General features: G+C 69.1%; 26 protein-coding genes. 23 read left to right on the forward strand and 3 right to left on the reverse strand.

Features of this window, described 5'->3' with window-relative positions; translation table 11 throughout:
• Nucleotides 1-25: 25 nt before the first annotated feature.
• The 3 genes from EV649_RS17475 (at nucleotide 26) to tuf (ending at nucleotide 6343) form a co-directional block, all read left to right on the forward strand.
• Nucleotides 26-2272: a PQQ-binding-like beta-propeller repeat protein gene (locus EV649_RS17475; protein WP_130384493.1), complete on the forward strand. Its 2247-nt coding sequence runs from the start codon at nucleotides 26-28 to the stop codon at nucleotides 2270-2272.
• A 205-nt stretch (nucleotides 2273-2477) separates the two neighbouring features.
• Nucleotides 2478-4859 (forward strand): PQQ-binding-like beta-propeller repeat protein, encoded by a 2382-nt coding sequence (locus EV649_RS17480; RefSeq protein WP_130384494.1) that lies wholly within the window; start codon nucleotides 2478-2480, stop codon nucleotides 4857-4859.
• A 296-nt stretch (nucleotides 4860-5155) separates the two neighbouring features.
• Complete coding sequence (tuf, locus tag EV649_RS17485) at nucleotides 5156-6343, forward strand: elongation factor Tu (RefSeq protein WP_130384495.1); 1188 nt, start codon at nucleotides 5156-5158, stop codon at nucleotides 6341-6343.
• 19 nt (nucleotides 6344-6362) lie between these two features.
• Here tuf and EV649_RS17490 read toward each other — a convergent pair whose 3' ends face one another.
• Nucleotides 6363-6629 carry a DUF4031 domain-containing protein gene (locus EV649_RS17490; RefSeq protein ID WP_130384496.1) on the reverse strand — a complete coding sequence of 89 codons (267 nt, stop codon included), beginning with the start codon at nucleotides 6627-6629 and terminating at the stop codon, nucleotides 6363-6365.
• Nucleotides 6626-7330, reverse strand: coding sequence for a copper homeostasis protein CutC (locus EV649_RS17495; protein ID WP_130384497.1), 705 nt, complete (start codon nucleotides 7328-7330; stop codon nucleotides 6626-6628). The genes EV649_RS17490 and EV649_RS17495 overlap by 4 nt, the downstream gene beginning before the upstream one ends.
• 101 nt (nucleotides 7331-7431) lie before the next feature.
• Here EV649_RS17495 and EV649_RS17500 point away from each other — a divergent pair, with 101 nt between their 5' ends.
• The 10 genes from EV649_RS17500 (at nucleotide 7432) to EV649_RS17545 (ending at nucleotide 13630) form a co-directional block, all read left to right on the forward strand.
• Nucleotides 7432-8469, forward strand: coding sequence for a LacI family DNA-binding transcriptional regulator (locus tag EV649_RS17500; protein WP_130384498.1), 1038 nt, complete (start codon nucleotides 7432-7434; stop codon nucleotides 8467-8469).
• 73 nt (nucleotides 8470-8542) lie between these two features.
• Complete coding sequence (locus tag EV649_RS17505) at nucleotides 8543-8755, forward strand: hypothetical protein (RefSeq protein WP_130384499.1); 213 nt, start codon at nucleotides 8543-8545, stop codon at nucleotides 8753-8755.
• A 108-nt stretch (nucleotides 8756-8863) separates the two neighbouring features.
• Nucleotides 8864-9208 (forward strand): hypothetical protein, encoded by a 345-nt coding sequence (locus tag EV649_RS17510; RefSeq protein WP_130384500.1) that lies wholly within the window; start codon nucleotides 8864-8866, stop codon nucleotides 9206-9208.
• A 58-nt stretch (nucleotides 9209-9266) separates the two neighbouring features.
• Complete coding sequence (locus EV649_RS17515; protein WP_130384501.1) at nucleotides 9267-9632, forward strand: hypothetical protein; 366 nt, start codon at nucleotides 9267-9269, stop codon at nucleotides 9630-9632.
• The gene (locus EV649_RS17520) at nucleotides 9629-10063 is read left to right on the forward strand and encodes a hypothetical protein (protein ID WP_130384502.1); all 435 of its coding nucleotides are present in this window, start codon (nucleotides 9629-9631) and stop codon (nucleotides 10061-10063) included. The genes EV649_RS17515 and EV649_RS17520 overlap by 4 nt, the downstream gene beginning before the upstream one ends.
• The gene (locus EV649_RS17525; protein ID WP_130384503.1) at nucleotides 10060-11568 is read left to right on the forward strand and encodes a multicopper oxidase domain-containing protein; all 1509 of its coding nucleotides are present in this window, start codon (nucleotides 10060-10062) and stop codon (nucleotides 11566-11568) included. Before EV649_RS17520 ends, EV649_RS17525 begins: the two co-directional genes overlap by 4 nt.
• Nucleotides 11569-11638: 70 nt before the next feature.
• The gene (locus tag EV649_RS17530) at nucleotides 11639-11968 is read left to right on the forward strand and encodes a metalloregulator ArsR/SmtB family transcription factor (RefSeq protein WP_130384504.1); all 330 of its coding nucleotides are present in this window, start codon (nucleotides 11639-11641) and stop codon (nucleotides 11966-11968) included.
• Entirely contained in the window at nucleotides 11965-12435 is a 471-nt protein-coding gene (locus EV649_RS17535) for an SRPBCC domain-containing protein (RefSeq protein WP_130384505.1), read from the forward strand. The genes EV649_RS17530 and EV649_RS17535 overlap by 4 nt, the downstream gene beginning before the upstream one ends.
• A 2-nt stretch (nucleotides 12436-12437) precedes the next feature.
• Nucleotides 12438-13037: a dihydrofolate reductase family protein gene (locus EV649_RS17540; protein ID WP_130384506.1), complete on the forward strand. Its 600-nt coding sequence runs from the start codon at nucleotides 12438-12440 to the stop codon at nucleotides 13035-13037.
• 2 nt (nucleotides 13038-13039) lie between these two features.
• Nucleotides 13040-13630: a dihydrofolate reductase family protein gene (locus tag EV649_RS17545; RefSeq protein WP_130384507.1), complete on the forward strand. Its 591-nt coding sequence runs from the start codon at nucleotides 13040-13042 to the stop codon at nucleotides 13628-13630.
• Here the strand turns inward: EV649_RS17545 and EV649_RS17550 are convergent.
• A complete protein-coding gene (locus tag EV649_RS17550) occupies nucleotides 13609-14262 on the reverse strand; it encodes an aminoacyl-tRNA hydrolase (protein ID WP_130384508.1) in 654 nt (217 codons plus the stop codon). The genes EV649_RS17545 and EV649_RS17550 overlap by 22 nt on opposite strands.
• A gap of 50 nt (nucleotides 14263-14312) precedes the next feature.
• On the opposite strand from EV649_RS17550, the gene EV649_RS17555 reads away from it, so the two are divergent.
• From EV649_RS17555 to EV649_RS17600, 10 genes are all read left to right on the forward strand, one after another.
• Complete coding sequence (locus EV649_RS17555) at nucleotides 14313-15104, forward strand: thymidylate synthase (protein ID WP_130384509.1); 792 nt, start codon at nucleotides 14313-14315, stop codon at nucleotides 15102-15104.
• Nucleotides 15101-15556, forward strand: coding sequence for a dihydrofolate reductase (locus tag EV649_RS17560; protein ID WP_130384510.1), 456 nt, complete (start codon nucleotides 15101-15103; stop codon nucleotides 15554-15556). Before EV649_RS17555 ends, EV649_RS17560 begins: the two co-directional genes overlap by 4 nt.
• Nucleotides 15557-15654: 98 nt before the next feature.
• Nucleotides 15655-16917: a toxic anion resistance protein gene (locus tag EV649_RS17565; RefSeq protein ID WP_130384511.1), complete on the forward strand. Its 1263-nt coding sequence runs from the start codon at nucleotides 15655-15657 to the stop codon at nucleotides 16915-16917.
• 31 nt (nucleotides 16918-16948) lie between these two features.
• The gene (locus tag EV649_RS17570) at nucleotides 16949-17530 is read left to right on the forward strand and encodes a hypothetical protein (protein WP_130384512.1); all 582 of its coding nucleotides are present in this window, start codon (nucleotides 16949-16951) and stop codon (nucleotides 17528-17530) included.
• Nucleotides 17527-18915 carry an AAA family ATPase gene (locus EV649_RS17575; RefSeq protein ID WP_130384513.1) on the forward strand — a complete coding sequence of 463 codons (1389 nt, stop codon included), beginning with the start codon at nucleotides 17527-17529 and terminating at the stop codon, nucleotides 18913-18915. The genes EV649_RS17570 and EV649_RS17575 overlap by 4 nt, the downstream gene beginning before the upstream one ends.
• Nucleotides 18912-20240: a hypothetical protein gene (locus EV649_RS17580; protein WP_130384514.1), complete on the forward strand. Its 1329-nt coding sequence runs from the start codon at nucleotides 18912-18914 to the stop codon at nucleotides 20238-20240. Before EV649_RS17575 ends, EV649_RS17580 begins: the two co-directional genes overlap by 4 nt.
• Nucleotides 20237-21226: a glutamate ABC transporter substrate-binding protein gene (locus tag EV649_RS17585; protein ID WP_130384515.1), complete on the forward strand. Its 990-nt coding sequence runs from the start codon at nucleotides 20237-20239 to the stop codon at nucleotides 21224-21226. Before EV649_RS17580 ends, EV649_RS17585 begins: the two co-directional genes overlap by 4 nt.
• Before the next feature lie 44 nt (nucleotides 21227-21270).
• Nucleotides 21271-22338 carry a hypothetical protein gene (locus tag EV649_RS17590; protein WP_241998314.1) on the forward strand — a complete coding sequence of 356 codons (1068 nt, stop codon included), beginning with the start codon at nucleotides 21271-21273 and terminating at the stop codon, nucleotides 22336-22338.
• Nucleotides 22335-24692: a serine/threonine-protein kinase gene (locus EV649_RS17595; RefSeq protein ID WP_130384517.1), complete on the forward strand. Its 2358-nt coding sequence runs from the start codon at nucleotides 22335-22337 to the stop codon at nucleotides 24690-24692. The genes EV649_RS17590 and EV649_RS17595 overlap by 4 nt, the downstream gene beginning before the upstream one ends.
• Nucleotides 24677-25753 (forward strand): PP2C family serine/threonine-protein phosphatase, encoded by a 1077-nt coding sequence (locus EV649_RS17600; protein WP_130384518.1) that lies wholly within the window; start codon nucleotides 24677-24679, stop codon nucleotides 25751-25753. Before EV649_RS17595 ends, EV649_RS17600 begins: the two co-directional genes overlap by 16 nt.
• Nucleotides 25754-25759: the final 6 nt, after the last annotated feature.

Consider the following 25759-nt stretch of genomic DNA (forward strand, 5'->3'; position numbering starts at 1 on the left):
GAAGTGCGGCTGGCAGACTGAAGCGGTGGAGCTCCGGGCGCGATGGGACGACCTGGTGCCCGGGTCTGCCTCGCTCGCGGACGAGCTGGTCGCGCGGTACGTCGAACGCACCCGGCGCGCGTACCGCGACCACTACCTCGGCATCGTCCTGACCGCGCTGGACTCGTTCATCCAGCTCTCCACGGACCCCACCAGCGTCCGGCTCGCCGCCTGGTTCCACCGCGCCGTGCACGAGCCGGGCGGCACCCCGTCCGAGGACGCCGAGGCCTCGGCCCGGCTCGCCGAGCGCCTCCTCCCGCAGTACGGCGTACCGCCGATCCGCATCGCCGAGGTGGTCCGGCTGATCCGTCTGACCGGCGACCTCGCCGCTCCACCTCCGGACGCCTACGCGCCACCCCGGCGCGATGCGAACGGCGACGTACTGCTGGACGCGGTCAACGCCATCCTCGCCTCCGATCCCAGCCGGTACGCCGTCCACACAGCCGAAGTGCGACGTGACGCCGGCGACCGCAAGACCGCACTCGAGAACCGGTACGACGAAGTCCGCGAACTGCTCGACGGACACCTCTACCGCACGCAACTGGCGCGGCAACGCCTGGGCCCGGTCGCCCGGGTCAACCTGGAGGCAGAGCTCGCCGGACTGGACAGTGAACTCCCAGCCCCGTGGCGCGGTTGGCAACAAGCCGCACTAACTGCCACAGCTACCTTCACTGCCATCGCGGCCGCGGTGGTCGCGATCGCCGCGTCCGGTGCGTCCTGGCAGACACCAGCAGCACAAGACGAGGCCGGCTGGCCGACAGTCGCGCTGGCCATCTTCTCCTTCTTCAGCGCACCTGTCCTGTTCCGGTGCGCCCGTAGCGCCAGCCAGCGCGCCCGCCTCATCGCAGGCGCCGTACTGGCGATTGCCGTGACGGGACTGCTCATCGCCTGGGCCCAAGCGCCGAGAACGAACGTGGCTGTCGGCGTGGGCCTCCGCGTCCCGTTGCTGATCTCCGCACTGGTCCTGCTGCTGGTTGCTGGAGCAGCAGCCCTCGTGGCCTCACTCCTCCGCACGCGGACGGCCCGCTTCCTCCCGGCGCGCAACCTCGGTCAGCAACTCGCCTGGCTCGCCGTACCGGGAGCAGTCGCCCTCATCCTGCTGCTGATCGTCCAGCCCTTGTCCCGCAGCTACGTACTCAGCTCCAACGAGCGGGTCGAGGGAACGCCGCGTGACGCAGGCAAGGCCAGCCCGTCGGTCCTCGACGGCAGCGTCGCGTGGGTCAGCGATTCCGTCGCCGGCACTGGTGCGGAAGAAGCGATCGGCACCAGGTACGGCGTCGCGGTGCCCCGCCCGAGCGGTGTGGTCGAAATGCTCGACGCGGCCACCGGCGCGCTGCGCTGGCGCTACAGCCGCTCCGACTCCGACGAGAAGCCCGTGATCGCGGCAACCGGCAACGGCGACTACGTACTGGCGCAGTTCGCCGACGTCGGCTACCTGCTGCTCGACGCGAACACAGGTCGCCGCGAGGCCGCGTGGCCCGGCGGTACGCGAGACCGCTTCATCCTGCAGACCCAGCCCCTCCTGACCGGCGAACGCTCCGGCAAGCTGCACGGCGTCGATCCAGGCGGTCACGAGCGCTGGACCTACGACTCCGGCGACTGCACCGAGCTCGGCGCCATCGCCACCGCCGAGACCGTGCTCACCTTCGTCAGCCACACCTGCGACGACCGTCCGGACGAGATGACCGCACTGGACGTCCAGTCGGGCAAGAAGCTGTGGACCCGGACCTCGGCGGACACCTACCGCCGCCCGGTCGTGGTGGCCGGTCTGGTGGTCGTGGCCGAGCCCGGCGGCGACTCCGACGTACCTGCCGCTCTGACCGCGATCGAGCCGCGCACCGGCGACGTCCGCTGGCGCTGGGACGTGCCGAAGTCCTGGGCCTGCCGCACGCTGCTGAATGCCGCCGGTAAGTACCTGATCGTCGTCGACTGCCCTGGGCCGAGCAGCCAGGAGAACCGTCGGAGCGTCGTCACCGCGATCGACGCGAACACCGGCCTGACCGCCTGGCAGACCTTCGCCCCGGTGAGCCCACGGACCAAGGTCACCGTGACCGCCGACGGTCGGGTCATCTCGCTGGGCCGCGGCGCAGGAGGCTGCGTCGCGAACGTGGTCAGCCGCGCCGGATTCCGGCAGGTCAGGCTCCCCACCGGCATCACCTGCAGCCGGGACCCGCGGGCCGTCGGCAACCTGGTCCTCACCTCAGGCCCGAACACCGTCATCGCCCTGCGCTAGTAACTCCGCGTAGCGAACCTCTCCCGAAGGTCCTCCGACACACGCCGGAGTGTGACGTAGGCCGCAATTCCACGGCTGCAATTCGTTGCGGAGCGCACCTGTCGGAGCGGTCAGGTGACGAGCCGATATCGCTTTGGCCACGGACCGATCCGGGAACCCCGGATCGGTCGGCCCAGGCTCCCTACCGGTGCCAGACTCCTTAGCCATGGACCTGCGCGACCGGTGGAATCGCCTGCTGCCGCACGCGCAGCCGTTGGGCGACGATCTGCTGGCTCGTTACGCAGAGCAACGTCGCCATTATCACGACCAGCAACACCTGACCGAGGTCCTGCAGACGGTCGACGAGCTGGCCGAATACGCCGACGACCCGGACACGGTCCGGCTGGCTGCCTGGTTCCACGATGCGATCTACGACCCGCAGGCCGACCCCGGCGAGAACGAAGAGGTCTCGGCCCAGCTGGCCGAGCTCGAGCTGGCGGCGTACGGCGTCGAGGCCGAGCGGGTCGAGGAGATCGGCCGCCTGGTCCGGCTGACCGCGAAGCACGACTGCGCCGAGGACGACCGCAACGGTGCGGTGCTCTGCGACGCCGACCTGCGGATCCTGAGCCTGCCGGCAGCGCGGTACGACGAGTACGCCGCCGGGATCCGGCAGGAGTACGCGCACGTCGCCGAACGGGATTTCGCCCGCGGTCGGATGTCGTTCCTGAAGAGCCTGAGCGAGACGCGGTTGTATGCGACCCCTCGTGGCCATGAGGAGTGGGAACGACCGGCCAGGGAGAACCTGACCCGGGAGGTCGGGTCGCTGGGCCCTAGGGCGGCCCGGCCGATCGGCGGGCTGGTCCCGGTCATCTACTTCGGTGCCGCTCTCGGCGCGGTCGTCGCCTCCTCGGTCCTGCTGGGCCGCGGTCTCGGAGCTGCCGCCAAGTGGCCGGCCGACCCGTCCGACATCGGCGGCTTCCCGGTCTGGGCACCGATCGCCGGTACCGCTGCGGCTGCCGCACTGGCCTGTGCGTGGTTCCGGCGATCCCAGCAGCGTCTCGTGGCCGTTCCGGCGATCGTCTTCGCCGCAGTCGGCCTGATCGCGATCGGCGTGTGCTGGTGGCGCTGGCCGGTCGCCCAGCCCGGTGCGGCCATGTCGGAGCGCTGGCCGTACCTGCTGATCGCCTCTGTGGCCCTGGTCCTGGCCGGCGCGTTGCTGGCACTGGCACGACGGTTGCGGCTCGCACCGCCGTACGCACAGGCTCCTCCGCGCTGGCTCGGGGTCGGTGCGACGGCTGTGTGTGGTGCGCTGCTGGCGTGGATCGTGGTGTCGGCTGGTGAGCCTTTCGTACAGGCCCGGCTGGAGACCGCCAACACGGTCAGCACGACCACGACAGCCCAGCCGACGCAGCTGCCGGTGCAGCTCGACGGGACGCTGGCCTGGAGCCGTGAGGTGCCAGCGACCGGTGCCATCACCGGTACGGCGGGTGGAGTCGCGGAACTGCGATCGGACGGCGTGGTCATGTCCGACGCGGCCACGGGGCAGATCCGCTGGCGCTACGCGCGCGCCGACGTACAGGACGCCGCGTCCAGTGGCGCCAAGGGACTAGTGGTGTCCGCGGACGGCCGGACCATCGTCGCGCATCTCCCCCGCTCCGAGTACCGCGCACCCGCGGGCATCAAGCTCCCGACGTACGCCGTACTCAACGCTGTGAGCGGTGAGGTGCTGACCGAGGTCGACACCGACGGGACCGCGCTGGCCGTCAACTCCGACCAGCTGCTCGTGGCTGAAGGCAACTACGTGGTCGCGCACGGCGTGAGCAACCCGACGCACTGGCGCGCACAGGTGCGCTGCAACGTGACGCAGGGCGAGCTGGTCGGCGACCAGGCGGTCGTCGTGGACGCCTGCGCCGGGAACAGTGCCGTCGTACGCGGTCTGGACATCAAGACCGGTGCACAGCGGTGGGAGGTCGACCTGGGTGCGCGGATCGACCTGAGCGCGGAGCTGGACCCGTCGACGTGGGTCGGCGAGCTGGTCGCCGTACCTGACACCCGTGAGATCTCCGGGCTGGTCTGGACGGCCGCAGCCGGCGGAACGCTCTACCAGTGGTCCGTGGACATCGGCGAAGGCCACCTGATCTGGACAACCCCCGTGCCGGGCACGCCACGGCCACGGCTCGGGTCCTCGTCCTGCGACGCACAACTGGCCGCCACGCGCGCGTCACTGGTGCTGATCACCTGCCGGACCGGAAACGACCCTGGACAGCCGCAGACGTACGACGTGTCGTCGTCGAGCCCTGCTGACGGGACACCGCAATGGCATCACCTGCTGCAGGTGCCGCCGCGGCTGCAGCAACCGGAGTACCCGCGGAACGGGTTCGGACTGCTGCCGGACGGACGTGTGGTCACGCTGATGCCGCAGCCGAACGGCAGCTGTTCTCCCGTGATGATCGGCACCACCGGCATCCAGTCGCGACCGATCCTGCCCAGCCCGAACACGCAGTCGGTGGCCAAGTCCGAGGAAGTCACCTGCAACAAGCCGGCCGTCACCGTGGCCGCCGCCCGCCCGATCTTTTCCGACGGCACCCGTCTCTTCGCCCTCAACTGAGCCCCGGGAATTTCCGTTGCTGTAGGCAGCGTTGACATCTACCGTGATCAGCATGTTCCGCGTGGTTCTCGAGTTCGACCTGTCAGGCACCGGCCTGACGGGCGCTCCCACGTGGGCAGCGTCAGTCGATTCAGCAGCCTTCACCGGCGCGCGAATCCGACCCTCCTCCTGCTGAGCAGGACCCGCGGAGGAGGGTGGTCGCTCACCGGCCCCCTCCGTGCGGGTGACAGCCGCGGAGGGCTAGCCCGGAGGGTCCTGGCTTCCTAGCGAATCTTCTGACATACAAAGGAATTCTCATGGCCAAGAGCCAGTTCGTGCGGACCAAGCCGCACCTCAACATCGGGACGATGGGTCACGTCGACCACGGCAAGACCACGCTGACCGCCGCGATCACCAAGGTGCTCGCGGAGCGCGACCCGAGTGTCAACCGCTTCGTCGCCTTCGACGGCATCGACCGTGCGCCGGAGGAGATGCAGCGCGGGATCACGATCAACATCTCGCACGTCGAGTACGAGACCGCGACCCGGCACTACGCGCACGTGGACATGCCCGGGCACGCCGACTATGTGAAGAACATGATCACCGGCGCCGCCCAGGTGGACGCCGCGATCCTGGTCGTCTCCGCCCAGGACGGCGCCATGCCGCAGACGCGGGAGCACGTGCTGCTCGCGCGCCGGGTGGGCGTGCCGTACCTGGTGGTCGCGCTGAACAAGGCGGACACCGTCGACGACCCGGAGCTGCTCGACCTGGTCGAGCTGGAGGTCCGTGAGCTCCTCACGGAGTACGACTTCCCCGGCGACGACGTACCGGTCGTTCGCGTGTCCGGACTGAAGGCGCTGGAGGGCGACCCGCAGTGGACCGCCGCGATCGGTGAGCTGCTGGACGCGGTCGACAACTACGTGCCGGTGCCGGACCGTGAGCTGGGCGAGCCGTTCCTGATGCCGATCGAGAACGTGCTCACCATCAGCGGCCGCGGCACAGTGGTCACGGGTGCGGTCGAGCGCGGTTCGCTGAAGCTCGGCGACGCGGTCGAGGTCGTAGGCCTCGGCCCGACGGTCACCAGCACGGCGATCGGTATGGAGACGTTCGGCAAGTCGCTGGAGTCCGCGGACGCGGGCGACAACGCGGCGGTGCTGCTGCGTGGCGTGAAGCGCGACGAGGTCCGTCGCGGCCAGGTGGTGGCCTTGCCGGGCAGTGTGCAGCCGCACCGGAAGTTCCGGGCGAACCTGCACGCGCTGTCCACGGCCGAGGGCGGCCGGCACACGCCGTTCGCCGCGGACTACCGGCCGCAGTTCTACTTCCGGACCACGGACGTGTCCGGCGGGATCGACCTGGGTGAGATCGCCCTGGTAATGCCCGGCGACACGATCGAGCTCGGAGTGGAGCTGGAGAAGCCGATCGCGATGGACGTCGGACTCGGCTTCGCCGTCCGCGAAGGCGGCCACACGGTCGCCGCCGGCACAGTGACCGAACTGCTCGACTGAACAAGAACGGCCCTCGACCTCAACCGGTCGGGGGCCGTTTTCGGTGTCGCAGACCCGCAGCGATCAGTCGCTGCACGAGCTCGCGGCTGGTGACCGGTACGGCGCCGGCTGCGATCAGGTCGTCGTAGCGGTCACTGGGTACGTCGTAGTGGTCGCGGTCGAAGCCGCGGGCCGGAACGCCGGCTGCCTTCGCGAAGGCGTGGAGCTCCTCGTAGGACTCGTCACTGACCAGGTGCGACCAGACACGGTTCCAGGCCGGCCAGGCGGGCGGATCGATCAGGATCATTCGCGCGCGTCCTGGGCGTCGAGCAGGTTGCGCCAGGAGCGGACGAAACGGGAGTTCACGTACGCCTTCGTCCACGAGCCGTCCTGGCGGACCGACGTACCGACGTGGAAACGACGTACGCCGCTCTGGTACAGCCAGGGCACGTGTTCGGGCTGCAGACCGCCACCTGCCATCATCACGCCGGCTACCGCGGGATCCTCCTTGGCCAGCTTGCACAGGTCGTCCAGACCGTGGCTGACACCAATAGACGAGCCGGCCGTCAGTACGCAGTCCAGTCCGGGCAGGGTGCGCAGGGCACGCCAGGCAGCTTGCTGGTCGAGTACTGCGTCAATAGCGCGGTGGAACGTCCACGGCGTACCGGCGAACGTGCTGACCAGTGCGGACACCGACTCGACGTCCACCTGGTTGTCCTGGGTCAGGAACCCGAGCACGAAGCCGTCCGCACCTGCGGACAGGAACGACTGTGCCGTCGCGGTCAGGCGGTTCAGGTCGGCGCCGTTCGCGGTGAACGAGTTCTCCAGCCGCAGCATCACGCGCAACGGCAGGTCGGTGACCCGCCGGATCGCGCTGACCGTCGACACCGACGGGCACAACCCGTCCGCCTCCATCGAGGCGCACAGCTCCAGCCGGTCCGCCCCACCCTCCTGTGCCGCCTCCGCATCCGCCGGATGCAGCGCGATGATCTCCAGCAACGAACCCATGCGCGCCATCATCTCCCATATTGCTGTTGCACTCCTCCAAGGTCTTCTGTATCGTTTTTCTAGAACGATTTAGAAGAACGATACAGATTGAGGTGATCGAGATGCCGGGCGTGACGCTGAAGACCGTGGCGAAGGCCGTGGGTGTGTCGCCGTCGACCGTCTCGAACGCCTACAACAAGCCCGACCAGCTCTCCACCGCGCTGCGCGAGCGAATCCTGGCCACCGCCCGGGAGCTCGGGTACGCCGGACCGGACGCCTCGGCGCGCGCCCTGCGCAGCGGGAAGGCCGGTGCGGTCGGGGTGCTGTTCACGGACAAACTGGCCTACGCCTTCTCGGACCCGTACGCGGTCGGCTTCCTGGCCGGGCTCGCGGAGGTCGCCGAGGAGTTCGCCACCAGCCTGCTGCTGATGCCGCTCAGTTCCACGGACATCGCCGGCGGCAGCACCGCCGTACAGCAGGCCGCGATCGACGCGGCGGCGATCTTCTGCGTGCCGGGCGGTCATCCGGCACTCGACATCCTCGCCAACCGCGGGATTCCCGCGGTGTCGACCGATCGGGGCGATCACCCGGACCTGTCCTGGGTCGCGATCGACGAGGTCGAGGCGGCCGCGCAACTGGGCGAGCACCTGGCCCGGCTCGGTCACCGTGAGGTCGTCGTACTGGTCGACAACGCGCAGGCGGCCGGCGGCCGGCCGGTGGAACTGACGCTCGACGAGGTCGGGTACACCGACTGCGAGCTGCGAATCCGGGGCCTGCAGAAGGCAATGCCGGACGCGCGGCTGCGGATCGTCTCCGGCGGCCACAACGCGATCGCCTCCGGGCTGCGAGGAGCGGAGTTCGTGCTCGACTCGCAGAACCGGCCGACGGCGATCGTCGGACTGAGCGACATCCTGGCGCTCGGTGCACTGGAGGCGATGAAGGTCCGGGGGCTGACCCCGGGTCGCGATCTGAGCCTGGCCGGATTCGACGACATCCCCGCCGCGTCGGCGGCCGGGCTGACGACGGTCCGGCAGCCGATCAAGGACAAAGGACGCGCGGTCGGCCGGATCCTGCTCGACCCGGCCAGCACCGAACGCCAGTTACTGATGCCGACGCAGCTGATCGTCCGCTCCAGCAGCGGACCGGCGCCCAAGCACTGACAACTCCACACACCTCCCTGGGACCACTCGGTTCCCGGGTCGATCGATCACGCTCTCAGGAGGGAGCAGAACCATGACGTACTTCATTGCCGGCAACACCGCCGTCGAGAACGCCCTCAGCCTCGCCCATTCGGCCCTCCCGAACGCTCCCCAGCAGCCGCACGACGAGCCCGCGCCGCGGCGCACGTTGGCGGTCCGCGTCCGGATCGGCGCCGTACTGCGCGCCGCCGCCGAACGCGAGGTCCGCCTCGCCAACCGCATCGACCCCACCTGCTCGGTCAGCTGACCCACTTTGAGCCCCCACCAACCAAATCCGCGACGGAAATCTGATTGGTGGGGGCTCAAAGAGGTTGCCGCGTGGATTTGTCGGAGCGGTCTGGCACTCTGAAGGGCGATGAACGAGCCAGGGGTGTTGCTGAGTGCGCGGGCGATGGTGCTTCATGACCTTGCCGCGCGCGGCTTCGACGACGCGGTGATGGTGTCCTTGCTCGAGGACGCCGTCGCCGGACGTCAGTGGTGGCTGGACCAGTGGCCGGACGGTGCCGAACACATCGCCGGCCTGGTCGCGCAGGACGTCCAGGACCGCCTGGTCGACTCCGGGGTCCGCTGGCCGCGCTGCACCGCCTGCGACGACCTGCACGACCACGAACTCCGCATCGAGCCGGAGCTCGGCCCTGACCCGCAGTGGGTCTGCGAACGCGCCGGCATCTCCGTCGCACCCCTGGGGCACCTCACCTGACCCCTCCGGGTAATACCTGATTGCTCTACATGTAGCCAGACTACTATTGTCTGTCTACATGAAGGTCCTGAACGTGCTCCGGGCGACGGCCGGGGTCCATGCGCTGGCGATCTGCCTGCAGCCGGTGCTCGCGGGCGTCTACCTCGACGGCTCCCCCGCCGGCCTGCGGATGCACGAACCGATCGGGCTGGCCCTGGCCTTCCTCGGACTCGCGCAGTTGCTACTGGCAACGGTCTGGTGGCGGACCGGCGGCCGCTGGGCCGCACCCGCGGCGAGTCTGCTGATCATGGCGGGCGAGGTCGTCCAGATCGCGATGGGTTACAGCCGCCAGCTGGCGATCCACGTCCCGCTGGGCATCGCGCTGGTCGCGGCCACGGTCGCCTTCGCGTTCTGGGTCAACAAGCGCCAGGTGGTCGCCGCATGATCGCCCTCGAACCGCAGCCGGCGGCCAAGGTACGTCGGCCGCGTGTCAGCCTGCACGTCTTGCGGATCACGCTGGTGCTGCACGCCGCGTTCGTGATCGCACAGCCGATCGCGGCGGGCTACTTCCTGTCCGGCAACGTCGACGCGATGACCAACGTTCACACCACGGTCGGCGGCACCATCTGGATGATCGCGCTCCTCCAAACCGTCGCGGCCGCCTGCTACACACTCGCCGGCCGCGGCCGGATCTGGCCGGCGCTGGTCTCGCCGCTCCTGGTCGTCGCCGAGTTCGTCCAGCTCACCTTCGGCTACCTGCAGAACTTCGCCGTACACGTCCCGCTCGGGACCGCGATCGTCGGCACCGTCTGCTGGATGACGGTCTGGTCGTTCCGCCCCAAAGCACGTCTGAACCGCCGGGAGGCGAAGCGATGAAGATGTCCCGCCGCGGGTTCATAGGTGTCGCCGGCGCCGCCCTGACCCTCAGCAGCTGCGGCCAAGAGGCCAAGCCTTCACAGGCCGGAGAACTCCTGCGCAGCAAGGCGAAACTGCCCACACCGTTCCAGGTCCCGCTGCCGATCCCACCGGTCAAGAAGCCGACCCGCTCCGACGCAAAGGCCGACTACTACCAGGTCGTACAGCGCAAGGCGAGCCTGGAGATCCTCCCCGGCCTCAAGACCGAGGTGATGGGGTACGACGGCCTACTGCCCGGCCCCACGTTCGACGTACGCAGCGGACGCACCACCGTGGTCGAGCAGGTCAACGAGCTCGACGTGTCGACCGTGGTCCACCTGCACGGCGGCCACACGCCCGCTCCGAGTGACGGCTGGCCGCTCGACCTCATCATGCCTGCGAACGGACAGCACGCCGGCCACCACATGTCCGGCGGCGACATGACGATGGGCAAGCGCACCTACACGTACCCGAACACGCAACGCGCGGCGACCCTCTGGTACCACGACCACACGATGGACTACACCGCACCACAGGTCTACCGCGGCCTGTTCGGACTGCACATCATCCGGGACGACGAAGAGGAGAACCTCCCACTGCCGAAGGGCGATCGGGAGATCCCGCTGGTGATCGCGGACCGTGCGTTCGATGCGGACGGGTCGTTCTTGTACCCGGCCGCGAAGGACGGTCCCGGCGTCGAGTCGGCGTACATGGAAGGTGTCGTCGCCGACGTCACGCTGGTGAACGGCGCGCCGTGGCCGGTGCACGAGGTGGACGCGGTCCGGTACCGCTTCCGCATTCTCAACGCCAGCAACGCCCGCCGGTACGAGCTCGCCTTCGACAAGGGTCCCGCGAAGTTCGTGCAGATCGGCAGTGACGGCGGGCTCCTCGACAAGCCGGTCGAGCACAAGACGCTGGTGATCGCGCCGGCCGAGCGGTTCGACGTAGTCGTGGACTTCTCGCAGTACCAGCCCGGCGACGAGGTCACGGTCGTCAACAAGCTCGACGGCAATTCCGGCGTACTGCGCTTCAAGGTCGCCCGCAAGGCCGCCGACGACACGAGCATCCCGGCGACGCTCTCGTCGTACGCCGTGACACCCCGGCCGGCTGGTGTCGTACGGCGGGAGTGGCGGTTCCGGCGCGGTGACGCCGGGGGCCACCGGGGCTGGACGATCAACGGGAAGGCGTTCGATCCCGCGGTGATGCAGGCGCAGGTGAAGCTGGACCAGTACGAGATCTGGTCGTTCGTCACCGACGTACACCACCCGGTGCACGTCCACCTCGCGCCGTTCCAGGTCCTCACTCGCGGCGGGAGCAGCAAGCTGTCGGCGTACGACCACGGCTGGAAGGACACCGTCGACATCCGGCCCGCCGAGGTCGTCGAGGTGCTCGTCAAGTTCAGCGCCCACAGGGGCAAGTACCTGATCCACTGCCACAACCTCGAACACGAGGACATGGCCATGATGGCGGCCTTCGAGACGATCTGACCGCTTGACGGGTGCAGTCGGCCATGCCTATAGTCAACGTATCGGTTGATCAAGGGAATGGTTGATAAAGATGATAGTTGACGATGATCAGCTGGACCGGTCGTTCGCGGCACTGGCCGACCCGGTCCGGCGAGCGATGATCGCGCGACTGTCGCGCGGCCCGGCCACCGTGAACGAACTGGCCGACCCGTTCCCGATCACCAAGCAGGCGGTGTCGCGGCACATCCAGGTGCTCGAGACCGCCGGGCTGATCACCAGGACCCGGGACGGCCAGCGCCGCCCGTGCCACCTGGTGCCGACCGCCCTCGAAGCACTGACGAGCTGGATCGACGAGTACCGGCTCGAAACCGAACGCCGCTTCCGCCGGATGGAAGCACTATTGAAGGAGCAGGAATCATGAGCGGCACAACCATCAACACCCCTGCCGGCACCCCGTTCGTCGAGGTGACGCGCGAGTTCGCCGCCACGCCGGCGCAGCTCTTCCGGGTCATGACCGACCGCGACCTGGTGAGCGAGTGGCTCGGCCCGCGCGACCTCGACGCGACGGTCGAGGAGTACGACGTACGGACCGGTGGGAAGTACCGCTACATCCACCGCGACAACTCCGGTGAGTACGCGTTCCGCGGCGTCTTCCACGCCGTGGAGCAGGACAAGCTGATCATCCAGACGTTCGAGTGGGAAGGCGCCCCGGCCGAGGTCTGCATCGAGAAGATGACGCTCGAGCCGACCGAGAAGGGCGTCCGGCTGCACCAGCAGTCGGTGTTCCCGTCCGTCGAGGCCCGCGACCAGTCGATCGAGTACGGCATGGAGAACGGCATCAACGACTCGATGGACCGTCTGGCCGAACTACTCGCAAAGGAGAGCTGATCATGAGCCAGGTCGTCGTCGACATCTCGGTATCACTGGACGGCTACGTCACCGGGCCCAACGCCGGCATCGACAACGGGCTCGGCGACGGCGGAGAGGCCGTGCACGACTGGGTCTTCCACGGCACCGACGCGGACCGCGCCGTTCTGGACGCCGCCTTCGAATCGACCGGTGCGGTCATCCAGGGCCGGAACCTGTTCGACGTGATCGACGCCCCGGGCGGGTGGAGCGACGAGATGGGGTACGGCGCGAAGCCGACCGGTGAGGTCAATCCACCGGTCTTCGTCGTCACCCACACGCCGCCGGCCAAGCCTCGTCTGGGCGATCGGTTCCGCTTCGTGGGCAGTCCGGCGGAGGCGATCGCACAGGCCAAGGAGGTTGCCAGCGGCAAGGACGTCTACGTGATGGGCGGCGGACAGATCTGCCACGCGGTGCTCGCCGAAGGGCTGGCCGACGTACTGCGGTTGCACCTGGCGCCCGTCGTACTCGGGGGCGGGACCCGGTTGTTCCCCGCCGAGGCCGCGCCGGCGTACGCGCTCGAGCTGATCGAGGCCGTCTCGACTCCGGCGGCCCAGCACCTCACGTACCAGGTGGTGAAGTAGCCATGGGCAACGTCATCGCGTCTGCCGTCGTTTCGCTGGACGGCTTCGTCGCAACCACCGAGGACGAGGTCGGGCCGCTGTTCGACTGGTACAACAACGGCCCGGTCGAGCTGTACGGGACCGATCCGGGCCGCCCGTTCCACGTCAGCCAGGCGAGCGCGGACTACATCAACACGGCCTGGGGCAAGGTCGGTGTGGTGCTGTGCGGCCGGAACCTGTTCGACATCACCAACGGATGGGAAGGTGTCCCGCCGTTCGGCGAGCACGTCGTTGTCGTCACGCACCGGCCGCCGACCGACTGGCCGTTCCCCGATGCGCCGTTCGCCTTCGTCAGCGGCATCGAGCAGGCCGTCGCGAAGGCCCAGGAGCTCGCCGGCGACCGCGACATCTCGCTGGCCGCAGGGAACCTGACCGGCCAGGCCTTGCGGGCCGGTCTGGTCGACGAACTCTCGTACAACCTCGTCCCGGTGATCTTCGGAACCGGCAAGCCCTTCTTCGGCGACTACGCCGGCGAGCAGCTGCTGCTGGACGACCCGAAGGTGGTCGAGGGCGACCGAGTCACCCACCTGCACTACCGCGTCAGCAAAGGATGATCCGCTATCACCGTGCGGGATCCCGGGGCTACCTCGGTGAAACCGGCGTCCTGCACCACTGGGAGACGCGTGGCCAGCAGTTCCTGCCACTGGGCGCGGCCGGCGGTCCGCACCGCCAGCGCGAAGTCGGCCGCTGCCCACTCCTTCCTCCCCGCTGACGACAAGGCCCACCACGCGAGCTGCGCCGCATGCCCACACTGCGCCATCGCCTTGCCACTGGACATCTCCAGGGTGGGGTTGAGCCACAGGACCGGTACGCCGGGCTCGAGGGGCGGAAGGTCGCCGGTGTCCTCGAAGTCGGTACCTGTCACCTGGAGCTTGAACAACTCGGCCGGTACGTCGTCCACCCCAGTAGGCGGAAACACCCGAACCTCCGCCGTACCTCCGTGCATCGTGATGCCCGGCAGCGCCTCGGCCCGGCGCCACTCCGCTCCGCGGGCACGCTTCGTGATCTTGCGGATGCGGTTGTCCTGCCAGGCCGCCATCGCCGACGCCCACTCGCCCTCGCCGTACGACCGCTCGTCGGCCAGGATCGCGAGCACCGCCCGCGCCGCCGTCTCCAGCGCGTCGGTCTGCGTCGGCCGCGCGTTCTTCTCGACCCGCACCACAAGCGTCAGCGCGTACTCGTCCACCCCGCGAGTCTCGCATGTTGACTTGCCGCAACAAGTTGTAGGTTGGCGGCATGCAGCAGTACCTGGATCTTCTTCGGCATGTGCTGGACAACGGGGCGGAGAAGGGCGACCGGACCGGGACCGGCACGTTGAGCGTGTTCGGGTACCAGTCGCGGTACGACCTGCGGGACGGCTTCCCGGCCGTGACGACGAAGAAGCTGCATCTGCGGTCGGTGATCGGGGAGCTGATCTGGTTCCTCAGCGGCTCGACGAACGTCAAGTGGCTGCACGAGAACAACATCTCGATCTGGGACGAGTGGGCCGACGCCGACGGCGAGCTCGGCCCGGTGTACGGCTATCAGTGGCGGTCCTGGCCGACGCCCGACGGGCGGCACGTGGACCAGATCGCCAACCTGATCACCTCGATCAAGAAGAACCCGGACTCCCGCCGGCACATCGTGAACGCGTGGAACGTGGCCGACGTGGACGACATGGCGTTGCCGCCGTGTCACACCATGTTCCAGTTCTACGTCGCGGACGGCCGGCTGTCCTGCCAGCTGTACCAGCGGTCGGCCGACATCTTCCTGGGCGTGCCGTTCAACATCGCGTCGTACGCGCTGCTCACCCACATGGTCGCGCAGCAGACCGGGCTCGAGGTCGGTGACTTCGTGCACACGCTCGGCGACGCGCACCTCTACCTGAACCACCTGGACCAGGCCCGCCTGCAGCTCACCCGCGAGCCGCGGCCGCTGCCGACCCTCCAACTCGCGAAGCGCGACTCGATCGACGGCTACGAGATCGCCGACGTCGAGCTGGTCGGCTACGACCCGCACCCCGGGATCAAGGCCCCCATCGCGGTATGAGCATCATCCTGATCGCCGCGGTCGGACGGAACGGCGTGATCGGGCGGGACAACGACCTGCCCTGGCGGATCCGCGAGGACCTGCAACGGTTCAAGCAGCTCACCCTCGGCCACACCCTCGTGATGGGCCGCAAGACCTACGACTCGATCGGCCGCCCGCTCCCGGGCCGCCGTACCGTCGTCGTCACCCGGCAACCCGACTGGTCCGCGGACGGCGTCGAGATCACGCACTCCCTCGAATCGGCCTTGAAGTACGACGGCACGCTGTACGTCGCCGGCGGCGGCGAGATCTACCGCCAGGCCCTCCCGTCCGCCGAGGCCCTCGAACTCACCGAGGTCGACCAGTCCCCCGACGGCAACGTGACCTTCCCGGAACTCGACCCGACCACCTGGACCGAGACCGCCCGCGACCCCCACGACGGCTTCTCCTTCGTTAGCTATCGCAGAAGCTAACAACGAGTAGGCAACGAGGTGACCAGGAAGACCTGGAACCGCGTAGATTGTGTGCGCGTCACGGAGGTATCCAGGCGCGCCTCTCGGAGGGGAACACGATGACTGAAGCCGACAACACCGCTGCTCAGCCCGCTGCCGCGCAGCCCGCTGCGGCACCGCTGCAGCCGCCGACGGCCACCGCGCCGGGACTGATACTGACCGCACCGCCGCCGTCACAGCCGGTGGCCGAGACCGCAGCCCCGAGTATGGCTCCGGCTGTCGACCCGGCCGCGCTGCCAGGGCTCGACACGAAGGTGGACACCTTCCTGACCGCGCTGATGGCGGCCGAGCCCCGCTCCCCGGAGTTCGCGTCGAAGGCCGGCGACGTGCGCAGCATGGGCGACGTCGACATCCGCGCCGCAGCCGAGAGTTCGAACCGGCTGCTCCAGTCGCCGGTGCGGGCGCTGCAGGAAGGCGGCCTCTCGGAGGGTTCGACCGTCGGCAAGACGCTGCTCGAGCTGCGCCGTACGGTCGAGGACCTGGACCCGAAGGAAGCCACCGGGGTGAAGAAGCTCCTCGGGATGATCCCGTTCGGGGACAAGATCGAGGACTACTTCCGCAAGTACCAGACCGCGCAGAGCCACCTCGAGGGCATCCTGCACAGCCTGCGCAACGGCCAGGACGAGCTCGGCAAGGACAACGCCGCGCTGAACCTGGAGAAGCAGAACCTGTGGGACGCGATGACGCGTCTCAACCAGTACGTGTACGTCGCCGAGCGCCTCGACGCGCGCCTGTCCGCGGCGATCGCGGAGCTGCAGACGACCAACCCGGAGAAGGCGAAGGCGTTCCGCGAGGACGTGCTGTTCTACGTCCGGCAGAAACACCAGGACCTGCTCACCCAGCTCGCCGTGTCGATCCAGAACTACCTGGCCATCGACATCGTGATCAAGAACAACATCGAGCTGATCAAGGGCGTCGACCGGGCGTCCACGACCACGGTCTCGGCGCTGCGTACGGCGGTCATCGTCGCGCAGGCACTCGGTAACCAGAAGCTCGTGCTGGACCAGATCACCGCACTGAACACGACCACCAGCGGGATGATCGAGCGCACCTCGGAGATGCTGCGCGACAACTCGGTGGCGATCCAGCAGCAGGCCGCGTCCGCGACGATCGGGCTGCCGCAACTGCAGGCCGCGTTCGCGAACATCTACGCGACCATGGACGCGATCGACACGTTCAAGGGCGAGGCGCTGGACAACATGGCCGCGACGATCGGCACGCTGGAGAACGAGGTGACCAAGTCGCGTTCGTACCTGGAACGGGTCGCCCAGCAGAACCAGCAGGTCGTCCACGGCAGCCTCGACCTCAACCTCGATCGCTGATCCACACCACCACCTGGAGACGGGGGACTGCATGGCGCTCGGCGACTTCTTTGCGCGGCTGACCGGTCGCAAGGAGGAGCCCGAGCCTGCCCCGGTGCCCCGGCCGCCGACGACCGACGACCTGCTGGCGGCGCTGGTCCGCGTCGAGCAGCTGGTCGCGGGCGGCGCCGTACCGGCCGTCGTCGCGTCGCGGGTCGGCCGCGTGGTTCGCGTCGTCCGGGAGACCATCCCGCGGCTCGGCAACCTGGGCGGCAGCGTGCAGGCGTACTCCGTGATGGCGACTGCGACCGACTACCTGCCGGAGGCGATCGGCGGGTACCTGCGGCTGCCGCGGCAGTGGGCCGACACGCGTCCGGTGGACCGTGGCAAGACGTCGCTGATGATCCTGATCGACCAGTTGGACCTCTTGGCCGCGACGATGGACAAGGTCTTCGACGCGGTGAACCGCGCCGACGCGGCGGCGCTGATCGCCCACGGCAGGTTCCTGCAGGAGAAGTTCGGCACCGGCTCCACCGGCGGAGGCTTGGCCCTCGGCCCGACCGGGTCGACCCCGCCGCCCGACCTGGGACCGGCGGGACCACTGGCACCACCACCTGGACGAGGAGGGTCATGAGCGGCGCGGGGGGAAAGTCTCTGCAGCAGGCGTTGTCCGAGCTGCTCGTGGTCGCCGGCCGCGCCGGTGTGGCCGACGATCGAGCCCGGTCGGAGGCGCTGGCGCTGGCCGCCGCACTGGCCGAGTCGGCACCCGGTGCACCCGCCGACTGGGGCAAGGCGTTCGAGGGCGCGACGACGCAGGACTTCTTCGACTCCGCCGTCCGCGGACGGCGTTGGCGCGGCGCCCCGACAGCTGTCCTGACCGAGCTGATCGCGAGTGGTTCGGCCGAGAAGGCGGCGTACGCCGAAGCTCTGGCGGAGGTCGCATCCGCGGCCTGCACGTTGGGTGAGCCCACGATGCGGGTCATCGGCAACGCGTCGGTGGCCGCCGCAGCCCAGCTGCAAGCTGCTGGTGCTCGTCCGCTGCAGGTTGCTTCAACCCCGCAACCGAAGACCCAGGAAGCACCGCGAGAAGAAGCAGAAGCAGCAGCAGTAGTAGAGGAAGAGCCGGCCAAGACGGTTGAGGAGCTGCTGGCTGAGCTGGATGCGCTGACCGGGCTGGCTCGGGTCAAGCGCGAGGTGCATCGGCAGGTCGCCGTACTGAGGGTTGAGAAGCTGCGGACCGAGGCGGGTCTGAAGAGCCCGACAATCACGCGGCACCTGGTGTTCGTGGGGAATCCGGGCACCGGGAAGACGACCGTCGCGCGGCTGGTCAGCGGGATCTACAAGGCGCTCGGCCTGCTGTCGAAGGGGCAACTGGTCGAGGTCGACCGGTCCGAGCTCGTCGCCGGGTATCTCGGACAGACTGCGACGAAGACCGCCGAGGTGGTCGCGTCCGCGGCGGGCGGCGTGCTGTTCATCGACGAGGCGTACAGCCTGACCGCGGGTGACCTGGGCGCCGACCAGTACGGGCGGGAAGCCGTCGACACGCTGGTCAAGGAGATGGAGGACCGGCGCGACGACCTGGTCGTGATCGTCGCCGGGTACCCCGAGCCGATGGAAGTGTTCATCGCCGCGAACCCCGGGCTGGCCAGCCGGTTCCGGACCACGATCGAGTTCGAGAACTACAGCGACGACGAGCTCACCGACATTCTCACCGGGCTCGCCGAGGCCGCCGACTACGAGCTGGTCCCGGAGGCGGTGGACAAGTTCCACGAGGTGCTCGCGGCGACCGCGCGGAACAGCTCGTTCGGCAACGGACGGTTCGCGCGCAACGTGCTGGAGGCCGCGATCGGGCGGCACGCCTGGCGGCTCCGCGACGTACCGGCACCCACGACGACCCAGCTGCGTCAGATCCTCGCCGAGGACCTCACCGAGCAGCCCGCCGACGCCGTTGAGCCCGAAGTACCGGCGACCTCCGGTACTTCGGACGTCACGGAGATCGAACAAGGAGAAGAGGCGTGACCCAGACGCAGAGTGCGCCGCCCGCGACCGTGCCGACGGCCCCGCCGCCGGGCACGACGCTGCAGGCGCCGAACGCCAGGACCGCCGGTCCACGCGGTGCCGTCGCGCAGTGGTTCGCGGGTACGCCGGGCCGGATGCGCGCGTTCCTGATCCTGGCCGCCGCGATGAGCGTCGTGTTCGGCCTCGCCGCCGCGCAGGGCTTCAGCCAGTCCGACGGCGCCCTCGACCGGGCGCAGGCGAACACCGCGCAACTGGTCCGCATCCAGGCGATCCACACCAACCTGGTCAGCGCGAACGCCGACGCCACCAACGCGTTCCTGGTCGGCGGTCTCGAGCCGCCCGAGCAGCGTGCGCACTTCGTCAACTCGCTGGCCGCGGCCGCCGGGCTGATCGCCGAGGCAGCGACCGCGCAGCCCGCGGACCGCGACGTGCTCGGCGCGCTGAACAAGACGCTGATCACGTACGGCGGCCTGATCGAGCAGGCCCGCGCCAACAACCGTCAGGGTCTCCCGATCGGTTCGCAGTACCTGAAGGACGCGAACTCGGTGCTGCAGGACGACTCGCTGCCGCTGGTGAAGGCGCTGGTCGAGGCGAATGAGAAGCGCGTCGACACCGAGTTCGACGGGATCAGCCAGGGCACCATCTGGGTGCTCGTCGGCGGCCTGCTGAGCCTGGTGGTCTTCGCGATCACGCTCCGCTGGCTGGCCCGCCGTACGCACCGCTACCTGAACGTCCCGATCGCGGCCGGCGCGGCTCTCGTCCTGCTGACCACCGTCGTCGGCGGGGTGTCACTCGCCAGCGCGTCGAACTCCGCGAAGGACACCCGGAGTGCCGAGTACGACCGGACCTTGGCGCTGTCCCGCGCCCGAATCGCGGCGTACGACGCTCGCTCGAACGAGAGCCTGACCTTGATCGCACGTGGCTCCGGCGACGCCTTCGACAAGGCGTACACCGCGGCGGCCGCCCAGGTGGACGAGCAGTTGGGCAAGGTCGGCGGCAACGGCGGCAACCTGAAGCAACTGTGGGGTGCCTACACGACGATCCACACCAAGGTGCGGAAGACCGACGCCACGGACGGCAACTGGGACGGCGCCGTCGCGATGGCCGTCGGCAAGGACAAGACCAACAGCTCGGTCGACACGTTCGGCGCCTTCGACAACTCGTCCAACCAGCAGCTGACCCGGACGAGTACCGCGGTGCAGAGCGAGCTGAAGGATGCGCGGGACGGCCTCCCGCCGATCGGCTGGCTCGGCGTACCGATCGGCATCCTGGCCGCATTGCTGGTCGCCTGGGGCATGTCGCAGCGTCTGGAGGAGTACCGATGAAGAAACTGATCCCGATCGCCGTCGCCACCGCCCTCCTCCTCACCGCCTGCGGCAACGGCAACTACGCCGCCACCCAGATCCCGGAAGCACCCAAGCCCGCGCCGACTTCGGCCGCACCCCCGGCAGCGGCGGCGTGCGACAAGACGACCGAACTGCAGTCCTACGCGCCCGAGGGTGCGCTGCCGGCACCGATGCAGATGCCGGACGGTACGACGATGGGGAAGATCCAGGCGCGCGGGAGGCTGATCGCCGGTGTCTCGGCGGACAGCCTGCACCTCGGCTCCCGGAACCCGATCAGCGGGCAGATCGAGGGCTTCGACATCGACATGATCAACGCGGTCGCGGACGCGATCTTCGGCAAGCCCGCGGACGGCCAGCCGCACAAGGTAGAACTGCGGGTGATCTCCAGCCCGCAGCGCATCCCATCGCTGGAGAACAAGAGCGTCGACATCGTCGCTCGGAACATGACGATCAACTGCGAGCGCTGGAAGCGGATCGCGTTCTCGGCGGAGTACTACCGCTCCGGCCAGAAGACGCTGGTGCAGCGGGACTCGACCGCCAAGAGCCTGCAGGATCTGTCCGGTCAGACGATCTGCGCTCCGGCCGGCTCGACCAGTCTGGACAACCTGAAGAAGGCGAACCCGAAGATCAAGCCCGTCACTGCCGACACCGATACCGGCTGTCTGGTGCTGTTCCAGCAAGGCAAGGCGGACGGGATCAGCGGTGACGACACGGTCCTCGCCGGCGACGCTGCGCAAGACCCGTACGCGAAGGTGCTGACCGAGCGGATCAGCGATGAGCCTTACGGCCTGGGGATCAACAAGGGCAACATCGACTTCGTCCGGTTCGTCAACGGCGTTCTCGCCCAGATGAAGACGCCTCCAGCCGCTGGAGGTCCGAGCGAGTGGATGAAGTCCTACAACACGTGGCTCGGCACGGACCTGGGCAAGTTGACGGCCCCGCCGACAGCCGCCTACGGCCGATGACCGTTCGTACGCCGATTGTCTCGGCGCCTCCGCCGCCGGGGAGGATGGGGAGCAGCGTTCCTGCTACGGAGCTGCTCTCTTACCTCGGTGTGCTCGGGGAGTGGCGGGATCGGCGGAAGGCGGAGCTGGACGAGCTGGATCAGGCCGCCCTGCACTCGCCCGACGGGGACGCTCTCAGCGCCGACATCGTGCTCAGCATGACGGTCTGGAAGGCGGTCTCGGACCGGTACGAGTTGATCCTCGTCACCTGGGACTCCGGCCGGGTCGGGCAGCAGGAGACCGAGCGGATCTCCACGCTGATCTGGGGCGGCCTGGACGCCGGCGGCGCCGGTGGTTCGCTCGCCGTTTCGTTGCCCGAGGCCTGCAAGCTGTCGGACGCGCTGGCGTCCAGCCTGCGGGCGAAACTCATGCTCCAGCCCGGCGACGCCGACCTCGCCGCTCGGCTTAGGCAGCTGCGTGCGCAGGTGGAGCGGATCAGCGACCTGGTCAAGCAGGAGCCGGCGAACGTCCGCAACGACGCCCTCGCCAAGCATCACGACCTCGACCGCCGGCTGACGGATCTTGCCGAACGCAACAAACGCGGCGCCGACATCGGCGGGCTGATCGGCCCGCTGGACATGGACGCGGCGCGCACGGAGCGAGATCTGATCGTCGGCGCCGCCACTCGTAAGGAACGCGCCGCCGACGTTGCCCGGGCCCGCACCGTACGCAGCGAGCTGGAAGCTCAGGGCAAGGCTGTGCGCGCGTTGGCGGACAAGGCTGTCGCGACGGTCAGTCCGGCGCCGCGTCTCGCCGTACCGGATGTGACCGCGCTCGGGCCGGTGCCGAACACCCCAGCCGAGCTGGAGAAGTACCTGACCCGGTTGGACGCCGTACGGCGGGCGCTCGGTCAGGCGCAGGCGGCGTATGGCACTGCCCTGCAACGACGTGACGAGCTGGCCCAACTGCTGGACGCCTATCAGGTGAAGGCGGCAAGTGTTGCTCCGGGCAACGAAGATCTCGCCGAGCTGTACCGGCGCGGCCGAGCGGTGATCGAGACCGAGCCGGTGGAACTGGCTCGCCTCGGCGCACTGGTAGCGGCCTACCAGGCCTACCTGGAAGGGACGAAATGACGACCACCACCGCCTGCACCCAGCCGGGCTGTACCGGCTCCATCGTGGACGGGTACTGCGACGTCTGCGGCTCCCCCGCGGCGGCGTCGAGTGCACCTGCTCCGACCACCGCCCCCGCGACCGGCGCGTGCACGCAGCCGGGCTGCACGGGGACCTATGTCGACGGGTACTGCGACGTGTGCGGCTCGCCCGCGCCGGACGGCGGTACGGCGGCCAGCGGCGAACCGGACGCGCTGAGCACGGTGTCGACCGTCTCCCGCGCCTCCAACCGGCTGGCCTCCACGCCACTCGGCTCGGCCCGGGCGGCACAGGCCGGCTCGAAGCTGACCCGCAAGCTCGGTACGTCGTCCACCCGGCTGCGCGGCGCGCGGCTCGGCGCCGGGCTGACCCACGTGCCGACGATCCCGGCGATCGACGCGAGCAAGGCGATCCTGGCCAACCCGATGGTCCCGGAGGACCGTCGGAACTGCCCGAGCTGCGGCCACGAGGTCGGCCGCTCCCGCAACGGCCAGCCGGGCCGGACCGAGGGGTTCTGCCCGAACTGCCGCAACCGGTTCTCGTTCTCGCCGAAGCTGCAGCCGGGCGACCTGGTCAACGACCAGTACGAGGTGGCCGGCTGCCTGGCACACGGTGGCTTCGGCTGGATCTACATGGCCAAGGACAAGAACGTGTCCGACCGCTGGGTCGTCCTCAAGGGCCTGCTGAACTCGGAGGATCCGGACGCCGTCGCGTCGGCGATCGCGGAGCAGACCTTCCTGGCCCGCGTCGAGCATCCGTTGATCGTCGAGATCTACAACTTCGTCACCCACGACGGCGCCGGCTACATCGTCATGGAGTACGTCGGCGGCACTTCGCTGAAGACCCTGCTCAAGCAGCGGATGGCCGCCAACAACGGTCAGTACGACGCGCTGCCGATCGACCAGGCGATCGCGTACCTGCTGGAGATCCTGCCGGCGTTCTCGTACCTGCACGACCTCGGCCTGGTGTACTGCGACTTCAAGCCGGACAACATCATCCAGGTCGGTGACGCGGTCAAGCTGATCGACCTCGGCGGTGTCCGGCGGGTCGACGACCTCGACTCGGCGATCTACGGCACGGTCGGCTTCCAGGCGCCCGAGGTCGCCGAGGTCGGACCGTCGGTCGCCTCCGACATCTACACGCTCGGCCGGACGCTGTGCGTGCTCGCGATGGAGTTCCGCGGCTACCAGAGCCGGTTCATCGACACGCTGCCGCCAGTGGCCGACGTACCGCTCTTCCAGAAGTACGACTCGGTGTACCGCCTGCTGGCCAAGGCGTGCGCGAAGGACCCCGCGGACCGGTTCCAGTCCGCGGACGAGTTCCGCGTACAGCTGCTCGGCGTACTGCGGGAGGTCGTGGCGGACAAGCAGGGCGTCAAGGCGGCCCAGCACTCGGCGTCGTCGCTCCTGTTCGGTACACCGGGCGACAAGTCCGCCGGACTGGGTGAGGCAGCCCAGCCGTGGCAGCAGCTGCCGTCGCTGGCACCGGACGACAGCGACAAGATGGCCAGCTGGCTGAAGACGGTCAGCGTGCCGGACCCGGCCAAGAGGCTGGAACTGCTGGTCGATGCACCGGAGCAGTCGGCGCAGACACTGCTGGAGGTCGCGGAGGCCGCCCTGGAGGTCGGACCGGAGCGTTACGACATGGTCGACACCGCGGTGAACGACCTGCTCAGCGAGGACCCGTGGGAGTGGCGTGCGGTCTGGATGGCCGGACTGGTCGCCCTGGCCCGTGGCGACTCGAAGGCCGCACAGTCCGCGTTCAATGCCGTCTACGGCCAGGTACCGGGTGAGCTGGGGCCGAAACTGGCGCTCGCGATCTCGTGTGAGCACAGCGGCGAGTTCGACGTTGCCGAGGGCCTCTACCTCACCTGTGCGCGCACCGACGCCAACTACATCGCACCCTCGGCCTTCGGTCTGGCCAACATCCGGACCTCGCGGAACGACGTGGACGGTGCGCTCAACGCACTGGACCTTGTCCCCCGGACCAGCGGTGCGTATGTGCGGGCCCGTCGCCAGCGAGCCGGTCTGCTGGCAGGATCAGGGCGTGGCCTTCCCGCGCTCGCCCAGGCGATGGACAGCATCGCGACGCTGACCATCGACCCGGTCGACCGGGCCAACCTGGCCGCGGACGTGTTCCGGACCGCGCTCACCGAGGTCCAGCAGTCCGGTCCGCAGGAAGCTCTGCGGATCGACGGACGGGCAGCCACCGAGACCTCCCTGCGGGACGGGCTCGAGGCCACCTACCGGCTGCTGGCCGACCAGGCGCAGACCCGGCCGGAACGGATCGCCCTGGTCGACCAGGCCAACGAGGTTCGAGGATGGACGTTGCGATGACGAGTACGACCGACACGGTCTGCCCCAGCTGCGGCGGGGCAGTGTCCGAGGCGGACCTGTTCTGCGAGGCCTGCGGAGCCGAGCTGAAGCCAGGGACCGCCCCGACCTCGCCGGCGCTGGACACCGACACCGAGCCGACCGTGGAGATCGGCGCGGTGGCCGGTGCGGAGGCTGCGGCCGCCGCCGGGCCGTGCCGGTCGTGCGGCGGCACCGTCGGCGCGGAGGGGTACTGCGAGACCTGTGGCACCAAGGCGGCCAAGCCGCGCGACCACTTCGAAGAGCAGCCCACCCCGTGGGTGGCCGGGGTGTGCGACCGCGGCATCCGGCACAGCCGGAACGAGGACGCGATGGCCATCGCCGCGGACGCCGAGCCGGGCAGCCGGGCGCTGCTGGTGGTGTGCGACGGCGTCAGCTCGTCACTCGACTCCGACGTCGCCTCGCTCGCGGCCGCCCGGGCAGCGCGTGAGGTGCTCGAGGCCGGCCACGCGCAGGGCCTCGGCACCGAATCGTCGCGGGCGAGCGCGATCGCGGCCCGGCTCAAGGCGGCGGCCGACGCGGCGAGCGACGCCGTACTCGATAACACCAGTCCGGACAGCCCGAACCCGGCCTCCTGCACGTTCGTCGCGGCAGTCCTGGAGAACGGGCTGCTGGTGGCGGGCAGTGTCGGCGACAGTCGCGCGTACTGGTTCCCGGATGCCGCCGAGCCGGTCGCACTGACGGTCGACGACTCGTGGGCGGCCGAGCTGATCGCCACCGGGGTCTCCCGCGAGGAGGCCGAGTCCGGTCCGCACGCGCACGCGATCACCCGCTGGCTCGGCAAGGACGCACCCGACCACACGCCACGGACCACGACCCAGCAGGTGAGCGGTCCGGGCTGGCTGATGGTCTGCTCGGACGGCCTCTGGAACTACTGCTCGGAGGCGGCACCGCTGGCCGAGCTCGTACGTCAGACAGCTGCGGACAAGGGCGGCGAGCCGTTGGCCACCGCGTCCGCCCTGGTTGACTGGGCCAACGCCCAGGGCGGTCAGGACAACATCACCGTCACCCTCGCTCGCATCTAAGGAAAG

The sequence above is a fragment of the Kribbella sp. VKM Ac-2569 genome, from assembly GCF_004216905.1.
GTDB lineage: Bacteria > Actinomycetota > Actinomycetes > Propionibacteriales > Kribbellaceae > Kribbella.

Excerpts from the sequence above, each read along its gene's own strand:
- EV649_RS17505 (WP_130384499.1), top strand. The coding sequence starts at position 8,543 with ATGACGTACTTCATTGCCGGCAACACCGCCGTCGAGAACGCCCTCAGC.
- EV649_RS17515 (WP_130384501.1), top strand. The coding sequence starts at position 9,267 with ATGAAGGTCCTGAACGTGCTCCGGGCGACGGCCGGGGTCCATGCGCTG.
- EV649_RS17540 (WP_130384506.1), top strand. The coding sequence starts at position 12,438 with ATGAGCCAGGTCGTCGTCGACATCTCGGTATCACTGGACGGCTACGTC.
- EV649_RS17530 (WP_130384504.1), top strand. The coding sequence starts at position 11,639 with ATGATAGTTGACGATGATCAGCTGGACCGGTCGTTCGCGGCACTGGCC.
- EV649_RS17595 (WP_130384517.1), top strand. The coding sequence starts at position 22,335 with ATGACGACCACCACCGCCTGCACCCAGCCGGGCTGTACCGGCTCCATC.
- EV649_RS17480 (WP_130384494.1), top strand. The coding sequence starts at position 2,478 with ATGGACCTGCGCGACCGGTGGAATCGCCTGCTGCCGCACGCGCAGCCG.
- tuf (WP_130384495.1), top strand. The coding sequence starts at position 5,156 with ATGGCCAAGAGCCAGTTCGTGCGGACCAAGCCGCACCTCAACATCGGG.
- EV649_RS17535 (WP_130384505.1), top strand. The coding sequence starts at position 11,965 with ATGAGCGGCACAACCATCAACACCCCTGCCGGCACCCCGTTCGTCGAG.
- EV649_RS17520 (WP_130384502.1), top strand. The coding sequence starts at position 9,629 with ATGATCGCCCTCGAACCGCAGCCGGCGGCCAAGGTACGTCGGCCGCGT.
- EV649_RS17600 (WP_130384518.1), top strand. The coding sequence starts at position 24,677 with ATGGACGTTGCGATGACGAGTACGACCGACACGGTCTGCCCCAGCTGC.
- EV649_RS17575 (WP_130384513.1), top strand. The coding sequence starts at position 17,527 with ATGAGCGGCGCGGGGGGAAAGTCTCTGCAGCAGGCGTTGTCCGAGCTG.
- EV649_RS17560 (WP_130384510.1), top strand. The coding sequence starts at position 15,101 with ATGAGCATCATCCTGATCGCCGCGGTCGGACGGAACGGCGTGATCGGG.
- EV649_RS17555 (WP_130384509.1), top strand. The coding sequence starts at position 14,313 with ATGCAGCAGTACCTGGATCTTCTTCGGCATGTGCTGGACAACGGGGCG.
- EV649_RS17545 (WP_130384507.1), top strand. The coding sequence starts at position 13,040 with ATGGGCAACGTCATCGCGTCTGCCGTCGTTTCGCTGGACGGCTTCGTC.
- EV649_RS17590 (WP_241998314.1), top strand. The coding sequence starts at position 21,271 with ATGGGGAGCAGCGTTCCTGCTACGGAGCTGCTCTCTTACCTCGGTGTG.
- EV649_RS17570 (WP_130384512.1), top strand. The coding sequence starts at position 16,949 with ATGGCGCTCGGCGACTTCTTTGCGCGGCTGACCGGTCGCAAGGAGGAG.
- EV649_RS17565 (WP_130384511.1), top strand. The coding sequence starts at position 15,655 with ATGACTGAAGCCGACAACACCGCTGCTCAGCCCGCTGCCGCGCAGCCC.
- EV649_RS17490 (WP_130384496.1), bottom strand. The coding sequence starts at position 6,629 with ATGATCCTGATCGATCCGCCCGCCTGGCCGGCCTGGAACCGTGTCTGG.
- EV649_RS17525 (WP_130384503.1), top strand. The coding sequence starts at position 10,060 with ATGAAGATGTCCCGCCGCGGGTTCATAGGTGTCGCCGGCGCCGCCCTG.
- EV649_RS17495 (WP_130384497.1), bottom strand. The coding sequence starts at position 7,330 with ATGGGTTCGTTGCTGGAGATCATCGCGCTGCATCCGGCGGATGCGGAG.
- EV649_RS17500 (WP_130384498.1), top strand. The coding sequence starts at position 7,432 with ATGCCGGGCGTGACGCTGAAGACCGTGGCGAAGGCCGTGGGTGTGTCG.
- EV649_RS17510 (WP_130384500.1), top strand. The coding sequence starts at position 8,864 with ATGAACGAGCCAGGGGTGTTGCTGAGTGCGCGGGCGATGGTGCTTCAT.
- EV649_RS17585 (WP_130384515.1), top strand. The coding sequence starts at position 20,237 with ATGAAGAAACTGATCCCGATCGCCGTCGCCACCGCCCTCCTCCTCACC.